12 protein-coding genes are annotated in these 13,855 nt (G+C 29.5%); 10 read left to right on the top strand and 2 right to left on the bottom strand.

Going from position 1 to position 13,855, the window contains the following annotated elements; translation table 11 throughout:
- Positions 1 to 192 precede the first annotated feature (192 nt).
- From KPL38_RS04740 to KPL38_RS04730, 3 genes are all read left to right on the top strand, one after another.
- On the top strand, positions 193 to 1,212 hold the full coding sequence (locus KPL38_RS04740) for a MarR family transcriptional regulator (protein WP_216287690.1): 1,020 nt from the start codon (positions 193 to 195) through the stop codon (positions 1,210 to 1,212).
- Between the two features lie 152 nt (positions 1,213 to 1,364).
- Positions 1,365 to 1,934, top strand: a complete 570-nt coding sequence (locus KPL38_RS04735; protein WP_216287689.1) for a LemA family protein — start codon at positions 1,365 to 1,367, stop codon at positions 1,932 to 1,934.
- Between the two features lie 121 nt (positions 1,935 to 2,055).
- Positions 2,056 to 2,829 carry a TPM domain-containing protein gene (locus KPL38_RS04730; RefSeq protein ID WP_246577816.1) on the top strand — a complete coding sequence of 258 codons (774 nt, stop codon included), beginning with the start codon at positions 2,056 to 2,058 and terminating at the stop codon, positions 2,827 to 2,829.
- Positions 2,830 to 2,902: 73 nt separating this feature from the next.
- Here KPL38_RS04730 and KPL38_RS04725 read toward each other — a convergent pair whose 3' ends face one another.
- A complete protein-coding gene (locus KPL38_RS04725) occupies positions 2,903 to 3,514 on the bottom strand; it encodes a DUF4230 domain-containing protein (RefSeq protein ID WP_216287684.1) in 612 nt (203 codons plus the stop codon).
- A 257-nt stretch (positions 3,515 to 3,771) separates the two neighbouring features.
- Between KPL38_RS04725 and KPL38_RS04720 the strand changes: the two genes are divergently transcribed.
- From KPL38_RS04720 to glgP, 7 genes are all read left to right on the top strand, one after another.
- On the top strand, positions 3,772 to 5,547 hold the full coding sequence (locus KPL38_RS04720) for a proton-conducting transporter transmembrane domain-containing protein (RefSeq protein ID WP_216287682.1): 1,776 nt from the start codon (positions 3,772 to 3,774) through the stop codon (positions 5,545 to 5,547).
- 12 nt (positions 5,548 to 5,559) lie between these two features.
- The gene (locus KPL38_RS04715) at positions 5,560 to 6,489 is read left to right on the top strand and encodes a respiratory chain complex I subunit 1 family protein (RefSeq protein ID WP_216287680.1); all 930 of its coding nucleotides are present in this window, start codon (positions 5,560 to 5,562) and stop codon (positions 6,487 to 6,489) included.
- An 11-nt stretch (positions 6,490 to 6,500) separates the two neighbouring features.
- Positions 6,501 to 7,112, top strand: a complete 612-nt coding sequence (locus KPL38_RS04710; RefSeq protein ID WP_216287678.1) for a hydrogenase — start codon at positions 6,501 to 6,503, stop codon at positions 7,110 to 7,112.
- Between the two features lie 11 nt (positions 7,113 to 7,123).
- Positions 7,124 to 8,584 (top strand): proton-conducting transporter transmembrane domain-containing protein, encoded by a 1,461-nt coding sequence (locus KPL38_RS04705; RefSeq protein WP_216287677.1) that lies wholly within the window; start codon positions 7,124 to 7,126, stop codon positions 8,582 to 8,584.
- An 11-nt stretch (positions 8,585 to 8,595) separates the two neighbouring features.
- The gene (locus KPL38_RS04700) at positions 8,596 to 10,053 is read left to right on the top strand and encodes a hydrogenase large subunit (protein ID WP_216287674.1); all 1,458 of its coding nucleotides are present in this window, start codon (positions 8,596 to 8,598) and stop codon (positions 10,051 to 10,053) included.
- 11 nt (positions 10,054 to 10,064) lie between these two features.
- Complete coding sequence (locus KPL38_RS04695) at positions 10,065 to 10,787, top strand: NADH-quinone oxidoreductase subunit B family protein (RefSeq protein ID WP_216287672.1); 723 nt, start codon at positions 10,065 to 10,067, stop codon at positions 10,785 to 10,787.
- A gap of 211 nt (positions 10,788 to 10,998) precedes the next feature.
- Positions 10,999 to 12,618: an alpha-glucan family phosphorylase gene (gene glgP / locus KPL38_RS04690; RefSeq protein WP_281419321.1), complete on the top strand. Its 1,620-nt coding sequence runs from the start codon at positions 10,999 to 11,001 to the stop codon at positions 12,616 to 12,618.
- Positions 12,619 to 12,698: 80 nt separating this feature from the next.
- Here glgP and KPL38_RS04685 read toward each other — a convergent pair whose 3' ends face one another.
- Complete coding sequence (locus KPL38_RS04685; RefSeq protein WP_216287669.1) at positions 12,699 to 13,727, bottom strand: branched-chain amino acid aminotransferase; 1,029 nt, start codon at positions 13,725 to 13,727, stop codon at positions 12,699 to 12,701.
- Positions 13,728 to 13,855 lie beyond the last annotated feature (128 nt).

Genomic DNA, 13,855 nt, shown 5'->3' with positions numbered 1-13,855 from the left:
TTACATAATTATATTGTAAAAATAGTGTTTATAAATTATCTGTTTAACAATGATGTAATGAATATGATATGGAATAAGTTAAAATCATTTTGTTGATTTGCAATAATATTTTTGATACAATGTTTTATGATATAAAGGCTTATGAAGGTAGCAATTAATATAAATTTGAACTAACATATAAGGGGACATTTTATGGAACAAAATGAGTATTTGTTTAAGATACATTCGTTATATAATCAAGCTAGATATGCTTTCTTAAAAATTGAGTCTAATTATGCGAGGACGGTAGAAACTTCGGGAATTACATTGCCACAGCTTAGAATTCTTTGGATTATCAAGGTTTTCCCAGGAATTTCACTTAGTAACGTTGCGAGGATAGGTTGTTGGAGTTCGCCTACAGTCAGTAATATGATTAAAATTTTAATCAATAAGGAATTAATATTTAAAGAAGAAACTATCAATAAAAAGGTCTATAAATTTCAGTTAACAGAAATGGGTAATTGGTTTATTAATATAAACAAACAAAACAAGAAGAAGAAAAAAATTTATTTATTTGAACTTATAGGATTGTTTTCACATAAAGAATTAGATTTTATAATAAATATATTTACTCAGATTATAATAAGAGAAAAGAAAGAATTTATCTTTGAGTATATTAAGAGAATTAATGAAATAAATTTGAAGATTGATATAAGGGATTATGATACAAATACAGTCAGTATTATAAAAAAGACGATTATTTTATATAATCTTTTAAGAACATTTATATTAACTATTAAAAGCAATCACAGCGCACCGCTTAAAGAATTTAATATAACGCATGCTCAACTGAGAGCTTTATGGATAATTGCGGCATTCCCAGGTATTACATCCAGTGAATTAAGTGAAATTAGTTTTTGGTCGCCTTCTACAGTTCATGTAATTGTAAAAAATTTAAATAGTAAGTATTATATTTATAAAGAAAAAGCTTTAATAAAAAATGCCCATTATTTAACTATATCAGAAATAGGTGAAAGATTGATAATGAGAGATTATATTAAAAACCAGAAAACTATGAGAATATTTGAGGAGTTAAAAGAGATAAGTTTTAATGATGTTGTAAAACTAAATTGTCTTTTAATTAGAATGAATAATAGATTAGGAAATTATAAAACTGAAGAGTATGTAAATAAATCTTTTGCTATTATTGAAGAAAAAGCACTTGTAAATTAACATATAATAAAATATGTTTTTAGAAAAATACATAATTTTAAAGAATAAACAGCAAATTAGTATAGTACTCTTAACAAATTCATAAAATATTAAATAAAGATAAGTTTAAATCAATAATTACATACTCTAAGAAATAGAAAGGTGGTATATAAATGAGTAAAACGTTAAGAACAGTTGCAATAGTCGCAGCAATATTTCTTGTGATTGCAATGCCTATCATTGGTGGGTACAACAAGATGGTAAGCTTAAATCAAAAAGTAAAGGTTGCAGAAGGAAACATAGATACACAATTGCAAAGAAGGTCTGATTTAATACCTAATTTAGTTCAAACGGTTAAGGGCTATGCAACTCAAGAAAAAGATATATTTATAAAAATTGCAGATGCAAGAGCTAAACTTGCAGGTGCAAAGACGATACCAGACAAAGCACAAGCAGACAGCCAACTTGGAAGTGCAGTTTCAAGGCTTTTAGTAATTGTAGAAAACTATCCTGACTTAAAATCTAGTCAGAATTTTAGAGACTTATCAGTAGCACTTGAAGGTACAGAAAACAGAGTGGGAATATCAAGGTTGGATTATAATACAAGTGTTGATAATTATAATACTACAATTAAAAAATTCCCTAATTCAATAATTGCAGGAATCTTCGGATTTACTGACAAACCATACTATAAAGCTAGCGAATCGGCTAAAGTAGTACCAAAAGTTGATTTTACTAAGTAGGAGATAGAATATGAAAACTTATTTAATCAAATTAATTAGGGATATTCATAATTTGCCAAATATAAAATTTAAATGTGCTCTAAAAAATAGAAAAATAAGGATAAGCGTTGTTTTAGCACTAATGATAAGTACGTTTATACTAAGCCCAATATTAGCCATAAATTCGGTGAATGCAGAGCCTAAATTTCCTAAAGCTACAGAATTAAAATATGTTAATGATTACGCTAAGGTAATAGACAATAACTCTGCACAGTACATTTTATCAGTAGGCAAGGAATTAGAGGCTAAAACAGGAGCACAGGCTACTGTTGTGGTTGTGGATTCTTTGCAGGGAGAGACTATAGAATCTTATGCTAATGGTATGTTTAGAAGCTGGGGAATAGGACAAAAGGGTAAAAACAATGGTTTATTAATTTTATTGTCAATGAAAGAAAAACAGTGGAGAGTAGAAGTAGGTACAGGACTAGAAGGTGCTGTTACAGACATATATTCATCAAGAGTGATGAACGAACTTGCTGTTCCAAAATTCAAACAAAAACAGTATGGAGAAGGACTGAGAGCGGCATATTCATCTCTAGCAGATAATATAGCTAAAGAATATAATGTTAAATTAGAGAAGAATGTTAATGTATCTCAAGTTACTCAAAATGAAAAAAGTTCTAATGCATCAAGTAAAGGAAGTGGAATTTTAGTAATAGGGTTTATAGGGTTTGTTTTTCTAGATTTTATTTTTAATAGAGGAAGAATAACTAAATTCTTGTTGACTTTATTATTTTGGAGTTCAATTGGTAGACGTGGTGGTGGAAATGGCGGAGGTTTCGGAGGCTCTGGTGGCGGATCTGGAGGATTTGGTGGTGGCTCATCAAGCGGTGGAGGTTCTTCTGGAGGCTTCTAAGATAATAAATCAGTAAAAAAAATAATCTTAAAACTTGTTTAATTTATAAGTTTAAGATTATTTTTTTTATGAATTATTTTAAAATTATTGTTACTTTTTCAAACCCCATATTTAATAAAATACCTTCTAAAAGTGATTTGGCATTAGTATTGGCTCCATCTAGAAAGTTTGTTTTTAGCAGATTGACTTCAACCTTACTTTTATCAACATTAATTTCATCTACCATATCTTGCATACTAAGTTTGTTAAACATTGATGATTTTTCATTATAAACTGATAGATCATCATTATTTATTGAGTTATCAAGAATTTTAGCTTTTTTTAAAGTTATAGTAATTCTCTTTTTATTAATAATAATATTTACATTTTTTAAATCTACTCCAGCTTTAATATAGCCACTATATTTTAGTAAAAATGATTTTTCGGTAAATGGAATGGAGTAGTCTTTAAATTTTACACTATTTTTTAAAGCTAATATATTAGAATAGTTATATTTCACAGTTGATAATTCTGAAATTTTTGATAACCGTTCTGAAATGACAGTAGAGTTTATAGCTTTATTATTTTTAATATTGTTTAACATGAAATAAATCATTATTATCCAAATAAATACACTTAAAATAACAATTAAAAATATTAGTTTTCTTATGTGCTTTATAGGTTTACATTTTGATTGATAATGCATATTAAAACAACTCCTTATAATATTAAGCTACATAGAATAAAAGAAAAAAATAATGATTAATGGTGTGTAATAAAGACTATTTTAATTATTAATTTAGCCGATTTTGACGTAAAAAAGTGGATTATAGGAGATATAGCTGGAATTTTACACGAACAATGATTTATAGTTAGTTGTTAACATACGCAAAGTAAGCTATAATAAAGTGTCACATTCCAACATTCGAATGATAACTAAATTTAACTAGGAGTTGATAACACGTGTTACCATTAATTAATTTTCAAAAAGATTGGCTTTCGGCATATTTCGTATTTATTATAGTATTAATATTTATACCTGTGGCAATTTACACAAAGGGCTACATAACGGAATATAAGAAACATTATTCAGCAAATTATATGTTAGTCTTAATAGTTTTATTTGTTGCTTCAATGATAGGGGTTGTAGTTTCAAATAATTCTATAAGTTTTCTCATTTTTTGGGAGCTTATGTCTATATCGTCGTTTTTCCTAGTGATTTATGAATATATGCATAAGGAAAATTTGAAAGCAGGAATATTTTATTTCGTTATGACACATATAAGCGGACTGTTTTTAATGATAATGTTTGCTTTCTTATATAAATATACTGGTAGTTTCGATTTTAATGAAATTATAAAAGTTTCTATGAATTTTTCATCAAAACAAAAGTATATTATATTCATACTTGCTTTGTTTGGATTTGGTGCCAAAATGGGTATTGTTCCACTTCATGCATGGCTTCCCAAAGCACATCCAACAGCCCCATCTAATGTTTCGGCTTTGATGTCAGGAGTAATGCTAAAGGTTGCTTTATATGGATTTATAAGAATAATATTTATTTTCTTGAAAAATACACCATTAAATTGTGGAGTTATAGTACTTATAGTTGGGACTATTACTGCAATATTTTCAATCCTAAATGCTTTACTACAAAATAACATAAAAAAATTATTGGCATATTCTAGTGCTGAAAATGTAGGACTTATTTTCGCGGCTCTTGGAATATCAATGATACTTATAAATTATAATTTGAAAATGTTAGCATCACTTGCTTTAACAGCAGCATTACTTCACTGTTTATGTCATGCAATTTTCAAGAGTCTTTTATTTTTAAATGCAGGAAGTGTATTGTATGCTACAGGTACTAAAAATATGAATGAGCTTGGTGGACTCAATAAAAAAATGAAATTTACTGCAATTTGTACATTTATTGGGACTTGTGCAATTTCCGCAGTGCCACCTTTTAATGGTTTTGCAAGTGAGATTCTTATACTCAGAAGTTTCATTGAGGCAATAACTAAAGTAAGTAATATATGGATTATAATATTAATATTTATCTCTGGCATTATTGTAGCATTAACAAGTGGAGCAGCTTTTTATGCAACTGTGAAATCTTTTGGTATTACTTTTCTTGGTAAACCAAGAACTAATAAAGCGGAACATGTAAAGAATATTCCATTGTCGATGGATATTGGGCAGGGGTTACTTGCTATGCTCACAATAGTTACCGGAGTGTTTTCACCATATATAATAAATAAAATATCTTATTTTACCAATAATTTAATGGGAATAAGTGAGAAAGGTCCTAATTTTAAAAATGAGACTGAGATAATAGTATTCACAGCAATATTAATATGCATTACATTTATTGTATATATGTTTAATAAATTAAATTCATTAAACAAAAAACAAGAAATTGGTGATACTTGGGCTTGTGGATACTCAAGGGATGAACCATATATTCAGTATACTGGAAATGGATTTGTTCAGCCTGCTGCTAAAATTTTTGGAACTATTGCAAATTACAACAAGAAAGTTAGCTATAAACAAAACATTCATATAAGTCAAACCACTAGTGACATTGTAGAAGATTATTTATATAAACCGATTTTAAAAGTAGTTAATTTATTAACAACAAAAATATTAAAAATTAATTATGGAAAGATTCAATTACACATTTTATATATATTTATATCGATAATAATTGCACTTGTTTTAGTTTTAAAATTTGTGTAGGGAGGAAATCATTTGAAATATTATTTAATTTATTTTATTCAGAGTTTATTAATAGTAGTATTATCACCATTATTTATAGGAGTTTTGAAAAAGATGAAGACTACTCTTAGGGGCTCTATTGGATCATCTATTCTTCAACCGTATTATGATTTAAGTAAATTATTAAAAAAAGGAAGAATAATATCAAATAGAGGTTCGTTTATAACATCTATTGGTCCAATAGTTATACTCTCAAGTACTATAACAACAGTTTTTTTTATTCCTGTTTTTTATACGAGTATGAAACAAAGTATTGGTGACATGTTTATTCTTATGTTCGCATTTGGAATAGTAAAAATGTTTACTGTATTAATTGGACTAGATAGTTCAAGTACTTTTGGTGGAATGGGATCTAGTCGTGAATCTTTTATTTCGATGATGTCGGAACCTATAATATTTTTTCTTATAATTTTTTTATATATTGAAACTAATGATTTCAATATTTTTCATATTTCATTTATTAATAGTGAAATTTTACACTATGATACTGCACATCTTATAGCTATGGTAACTTTTGTAATTGCTATACTTGCTGAAAATGCTAGAATACCTTTTGATAATCCAGAAACACATTTAGAGCTTACAATGATGCATGAGGCAATGATTTTGGATTTATCAGGTAGCGATTTAGCATATGTTGAACTATCCTCATATATTAAGTTAATCGTATATTTGATTGTTTTAATTAATTGTTTTATTCCTATTGGAATTGCCACAACATTTACTATTTCAGCATTGATGATAGGTCTTGTGAGCTTTATAGTTAAACTTTTATTTTGTTTACTAGGAATTGCCATAATAGAGACAACTTTTGCAAAATCTAGGCTTTTTAGAGGAGCAGAACTGTTCCCAGCTATGATATCTCTAGGCATTGTGGCAATTACTTTAATCTATATTTTATAAGGAGAAAGATTATGATACAGGCCTTACTTACAATTATATTAATATCCAGCATTTTTATGTCTGGAGTTAGACGAATAAAATTAATCACAGCAGGATTTATATTCCAATCTGCAGCTATAGGTTTAATAGTTTTAAAGCTTGGATATGAGACAGGAAAGGTGGATTATTACATATTAGGGATTTTAACCATAGTAACTAAAGTTATTATAATACCGATAATAATTAATAAATCTGTTAAAAAATTAAAAATAAAAAGAGAAATGGAATTAATAGTAAATGCGTTTGTTTCTTATCTTATAACAGGACTTGGGATAATGATAGCTTTTGGTCTTTTAAACAAGAGTCAAGATAATTTTTTAAAGACTGGGATTGCCCTATTCATTATAGGTGTTTTACTTATGGTAGCAAGAAAAAAAGCTATTACACAAATGATAGGATTCTTAATATTTGAAAATGGCATTGTACTCTTTGAAACTTCATTATCTAAGATGTCACTTGTAATTGAGGCAGGTATAGTTTTTGAAACATTAATGCTTGCACTTATTATGGGGATAATGATTTTCCATATTAATAGAACTTTTGATTCAATAAATACAGACTTTTTTGAAAATCTAAAAGAATAGTTGGTGAAATAATGTATATTATAGTACTTGGTATTTTGTTCTTGATTTTAATAGTAACACCTTTAATCTTTAAAAACGTGAAAACTACTGGATTTATTACAATATTTGGAGCTGTGTTAGTTTTAGGTATTGCACTCAAAATTATTACTCTTGTTTCGGGAGGTCATTCTCTTAGTTATTTTAATGAATTCTTTTATATTGATAGTTTAAGCATTATTCAGCTTTTAATTATAGCTAGTATAAATTTAATTGTGAGTATTTACTCATTTAGTTATATTCAAGGTGAGGTAAATGAGAAAACAATTACTCTTAGAAGAAGCAAATTTTATTATTTCTTATTTAATTTTTTTGTGTTTTTTATGATGTTTATCGCATTAACTAATAATATTGTAGCGATGTGGATAGGCCTTGAAGGAACAACACTTACAACTGCATTTCTAATTGGATTTAACATTAATAAAAATTCCTTAGAATCTGCTTGGAAATATATTATCATTTGTTCAATTGGAATAGGTATTGGGTTAATTGGTATACTTATTTTTGTTAATGCTTATAGTAATCAAGATACTGACCAAATATTAAAATGGTCCCATCTTGTAAATAATCAAAATCCTCAAAGCACTTATGCTATTAAAATAGCTTTTACATTAATATTTGTAGGACTAGGTACTAAAGCAGGACTCGCACCTATGCATACGTGGCTTCCAGATGCTCATAGTGAAGCACCATCACCTGTTAGTGCAATGATGTCAGGGGTTCTTTTAAACCTTGCACTGTACGTTATTTTAAGATTCTACATTATAACTAAACACATACCAGGATTACAAAACACAAAATGGTTGTTTATTGTTTTTGGCTGTGTATCCTTAGTGATTTCATCATTTAGTATTTTAAGACAACTTAATTATAAAAGATTACTTGCATTTTCATCAGTTGAGAACATGGGAATCATAGCATTAGGATTTGGAATTGGAAGTAAAATTGCAGTCTTTGGTGCAATACTTCATTCATTAGTACATGCTTTTGGGAAATCTATGTTATTTTTAACTGCAGGTAATATACTAAATGTATACAAGACAAAACGTATAGATAAAATAAATTCCTTAATAAAAACGATGCCTATAAATGCTGTATTTCTTATCTTAGGAATGCTAATTATAACAGGTGCACCTCCATTCCCAGCTTTTTTCAGTGAGTTTTATATAATTGTAGGAACTGTTGAAACTGGAAATTATGTTGTAACTGCGGTATATACTTTATGTTTATTATTAGTTTTTTCGGGGTTTTTACGGGTATTTATTAAGATAGTTTTCAATACTGAACCTGGCGTTAAATATGTTAAGATGGTAGAGGATAAAGAAAATACATTACCACTTGTTTTATGTTTTGTTTCAATTATAGTAATAAGTTTATGCATGAATGGTTATTTGTCAAATATGATAAATAATGCTGTTTCAATTATTTGTGATTAGGAAGTGAAAATATGAAAATAGAAGATACTATAAACAGTCTACAGGAATTGAATTTTGATTTAAGATATGAAGTTAAAAATAATAACGAGTTATACGTTAGAATAAAAAAAGACCAAATTAGGAAGATTGCGCTTATTTGTGTTGATTTGTATAAATTTAATTATATTTGTGAATTTTCTGTTGTAGGAAAAGAAACTTTACTGGGAGAAAATGAAACTACAATAAATTGCGTGTTTTCAAATAGTAAGCAAGGATATTATGTTATATGTAGTTATGTTACAAAAGATAAACCAATTGATCTTAGTAATATAATTTATCAAAGCAAATTGTTTCAAAGAGAAATTAATAATGATTATGATTATAAGGTTAAAAAAGTTTCAGGTACTGGTGCATACCAAGTTGCAGTGGGACCTGTACATGCAGGAATAATTGAACCTGGACATTTTAGATTTAGTGTTATGGGTGAACCAATAGAAAACCTTGAGATAAGGCTTAGGTATAAATATAGGGGAATTGAAAAGCAATGCACTGATATAGATGCAAATATATTAAATCTTATGTTTGAACGAGTGTCAGGAGAATCGAGCGTTGCTTATGGGGAAGTATATGCTATTCTTGTAGAAAAACTTTTAAAAGTCGAAGTTAGCGTCGAGATTAAGGCGTTTAGAGTTGTTCTTTTAGAACTTGAGCGAATGTATAATTATATGGATGATTTAGGTGGGGTAGGGAATGATATAGGCTATAGTTATGTAGCTAAAAAATTTGGTTATTTCTCGGAAATTATACATCAGCTATGTGAAAGAGTAAGTGGAAGTAGGTATATGCGAAATGTAATAGTCCCACTTGGAATAAATATAGATTTTAATGAAGAAAAAAGAAAAGATATTTTAGAGACACTAAAAAGCCTTAAATCTCGGGTTATTAGCATAATTAAAATGAGTATGAATTCAGTTTCATTTTTAGATAGGGTAGAAGATTCAGGAATGGTAAGTCGCGATATGGCTAAAAAGTTATGTATGACAGGTGTTGTAGCAAGGGCATGTAATTTAAAGTATGATGTTAGAGTGAAATTTCCATATGAGATATATGGGAAAATAAAAAAAGATATAAATACAGAAATAAAAGGTGGAGTATTTGAAAGATATAAATTAAAAGCTCGCGAGCTTAAGGATGCTTTTAATTTTATAGAGAATTCACTGACGTATATAAAGACTGATATCAATAGGGATAAAAAAGAAGTTTGTTTAAAAGAGGGGTTAGAGGCGATAGCTTCAGTTGAAACAGTAAAGGGAGAACTAGTAGTCTATGGCTTAACAGGAGAAAACAATAAATTTGATAGAATTTATTTTAAAACACCTTCATTTACTAATTGGACAGGTCTTAGTGAAGCAGTTCTTGGAGAGATAATTCCAGATTTTCCGCTTATTAATAAAAGCTTTAATATGTCGTATTCTGAGAACGATAGGTAGGGAGTATTAAAATGAATAATATATTTGATAGAATAAAATATGGAACGGAAACAATAAAGGAGCCCCTAAAAGACAATGAATTCTCTTATGGAAAAGTAGTTGCTAAAGAGAATTCATGTAATAATTGTGGTAAATGTGAAAGTGTATGTGTTGTAAATGCTATAAAGATTAATACTATTAAAAATGGTGAACATTTAGTAACTATAGATAATAAAAAATGTTTGTATTGTAGAAATTGCGTTGATATTTGTCCGAGTGCTGTACTTAAGATGACATCTGAGTATAAAATGGCGCAGCTTCAACTTGCAGGTGATAAACTTAGGGAAAAAATATATAAAACCTTTAAGAGATCACTTGTACTAAGAGTTGTAGATACTGGATCTTGTAATGCATGTATGTCGGAACTTAATGCAATTTCAAACACTTTTTATGATATTTCAAGATTTGGAATTAATGTATCACCATCTCCTAGACATGCAGATGGACTAGTGGTGACTGGCGTTGTTACTATAAACATGAAAGAAGCATTAGAAAAGACCTACAATGCAATGGCTGATCCTAAAATAGTTATTGCTGTTGGAAGCTGTGCATATAATGGCGGAATGTTTAAAGATGGTGACGGAGTTTATGGAGTGTTAAAAGATATTTTACCTGTAGATTTGATAATTCCAGGATGCCCTCCTTCACCACAGGCCATTATTTTTGGACTTTTAAAAATAATGGACAAAATTTAAAAGGTAATTAACTTTCAAATAAATGATTTTGGTACTAATAGCAAGCGTTTTTTTAGTGAATGCTTGCTATTAGTATTTTTTTTATGTAAAGTGATGTTTTTTTCTAGAAAATTATGTATAATAACTATAAAAGATAAATTTGTAATAAACGTGAAAAATTGTATTGATATACAATTGTTTTATATTAAAAAAGAATATAGGAGGGGACATATTGGATATTAATAATCTTCCAAAAGTTGCTTATTTTTGTATGGAGTATGGATTACAATCAGATTTTAAGACTTATGCGGGTGGGCTTGGAATACTTGCAGGTGATCATTTAAAAGGAGCTAAGGATTTAAACTTACCACTCGTAGGAATAGGGCTTAAGTGGAAACAAGGATATACTGATCAATTTATAGATAAGAATGGACAAGTATATGATACATATCATAATTACAGTTATGATTTTTTAAAAGACACAGGGATAAAAGTTACTGTTAAAATTAGAAATATAGATGTAGTATGTAAGGTTTGGGAACTAGACGAATTTGGGAATAACCCATTATATCTTTTAGATACTGACATACCTGAAAATAGTGATAACTGGATAACAGGTCAATTGTATGGTTGGTTTGGAGAGGAAAGAATTGCCCAGGAAATAGTATTAGGCATTGGAGGAGTAAAGGCTTTGAGGGCTTTAAATATTCCAATAGACGTATATCATTTTAATGAAGGACATGCAGCTCTTGCCGCAACTGAACTTATTAAAGAGAAAATGCAATCAGGTTATAGTTTTGAGCAGTCTTGGAATAAAACTCGGGATGAAGTAGTATTTACAACTCATACTCCAATAGTTGAAGGTAATGAATCTCATGACATTGATAAATTACAGTATATGGGAGCATTTAATGGACTAAATAGGCAGCAAATGATTAGAATTGGTGGAGAGCCATTTAACATGACGATAGCAGGACTTAGGCTTTCAAGAAAGGCTAATGCCGTAGCACAACTCCATATGAAAACGGCAAATAAAATGTGGAAAACAGTTGCTGGGAGAGCTGAGATTATTGGTATAACCAATGGAATTCATAAACCAACTTGGGTTGATGAACGTATTACTAAGGCTTACGAGAATAATGGTGATCTATGGGGAACTCACATAACTGTAAAGAAGGAACTAATAGAGTTTATTAGAGAAAGAACAGGAACCAAGCTTTCATCTGACAAATTACTTATAGGATTCTCAAGGAGAGCTGCAGCATATAAAAGAAGTGATCTAATATTTACGAGTGAAGATATTATTTCACCCCTACTTAAAAGTGGAAAAGTTCAAATTGTATTCTCGGGTAAAGCTCACCCTCTTGATGATGCAGGGAAAGAAATAGTAGCAAAACTTATAAGAATGATGAGGAAGTATCCAAATAGTGTAGTATTTCTCGAAAATTATGATATGAATATAGGAAGAATGTTAACTAGAGGCTCGGACATCTGGTTAAATAACCCTAGAAGGCCGCTAGAGGCTAGTGGAACTTCAGGTATGAAGGCAGCAATGAATGGTGTACTGAACTGCTCAACTTTAGATGGATGGTGGCCAGAGGCTTGTATTGATGATGTAAATGGGTGGCAGTTTGGCGATGGGGTAGGTCTTGATGATTTATCGGAAACTGAATTAGACAAACATGATACGCAGGCTCTATATGATACTTTAATAAACCGAGTAATTACTACTTATTATGATGATAGACAAAAGTGGGTAGAAATGATGAAGCAAAGCATTAAAACTACAAGTCACGAGTTTTCAGTTGAGAGAATGCTTAATGAATATTATAATAAAATGTATATAAAGTAGAACATAAAAACAGCTCCGAAACGTAAGTCTCAGAGCTGTTTTTGTTATATCTAAATTTAAAATTATTTTCACAACCTAATTTATTTTACTTTTACAATCCAACCTTCTGGTGCTTTAACATCACCAAATTGAATTCCGTAAAGAGTGTCATAAAGTTTTTTAGTAACTGGTCCTACTTCTGTTTCACTGTAGAAAACATGAAGTTTACCCTTATGCTCAATGCCACCAATGGGTGTAATTACAGCAGCAGTTCCACATGCACCAGTTTCTTTAAAATCAGAAAGATTATCTATTGGAACATCCCTTTCTTTTACTTCCATTTTTAAATACTCTTTTGCAATATAAATTAATGATTTTTTAGTTATACTAGGAAGTATTGATGGTGACTTTGGAGTTACAAATACATTATTCTTTGTAATACCAAAAAAGTTTGCGGCACCAACTTCTTCAATTTTAGTGTGAGTTGCAGGATCAAGATATATACAGTCTGCAAAACCTTTTGATGCAGCGTGTTCATGAGCAAGAAGACTTGCGGCATAGTTTCCTCCAACCTTTACGTCGCCAGTACCAAATGGTGCAGCCCTATCATATTTATCTGATGTCAGAAAGTTTACAGGTGATAATCCTGCTTTAAAATAAGCACCTACAGGGCAGCAGAATACGCCAAATAAAAATTTAGGAGCTGGACCTACTCCAAGGTTGTCCCCAATACCTATTACATAAGGTCTTAGATAAAGTGTTGCCCCAGTTCCGTATGGTGCAACATAAGCTTCATTTGCTTTAACAACTTGCAAACATGCATCAATAAATTTTTCAGTTGAAATCTCAGGTATTAGAACACGTGAGCAACTGTTCTTCAAACGCTTTGCATTTTCAGTAGGTCTAAATAATTGAATGCTACCGTCTTTTGTGCGATAAGCTTTTAAACCCTCAAAACATTGTTGACCGTAATGGAGTGATGTAGAAGCTTCACTTATAGAAAGATTGTTGTCTTCAATTAGTTTTCCGTCATCCCATTTACCATTTTCCCATATTGAAATATAACGTAGATCTGTTTTCGAATAAGCAAAACCTAATTTGCTCCAGTCGATATTAACATTTGTGTTCATATTAATCCTCCTTGTATAATCTAATTATAAGTTTGATAAGAAACCTTCTTTAAATAATACGAATGATTTCTTACTTATCTTTATTAATGTTAATGTTTATTTTTATTCATTTCTAAATTTAATATTTA

The organism is Clostridium psychrophilum (genome assembly GCF_018861705.1).
Classification (GTDB): domain Bacteria; phylum Bacillota; class Clostridia; order Clostridiales; family Clostridiaceae; genus Clostridium_AD; species Clostridium_AD psychrophilum.
The sequence above is the reverse complement of the archived record's forward strand: the minus strand, read 5'-3'. Positions and strand labels throughout refer to the sequence as shown.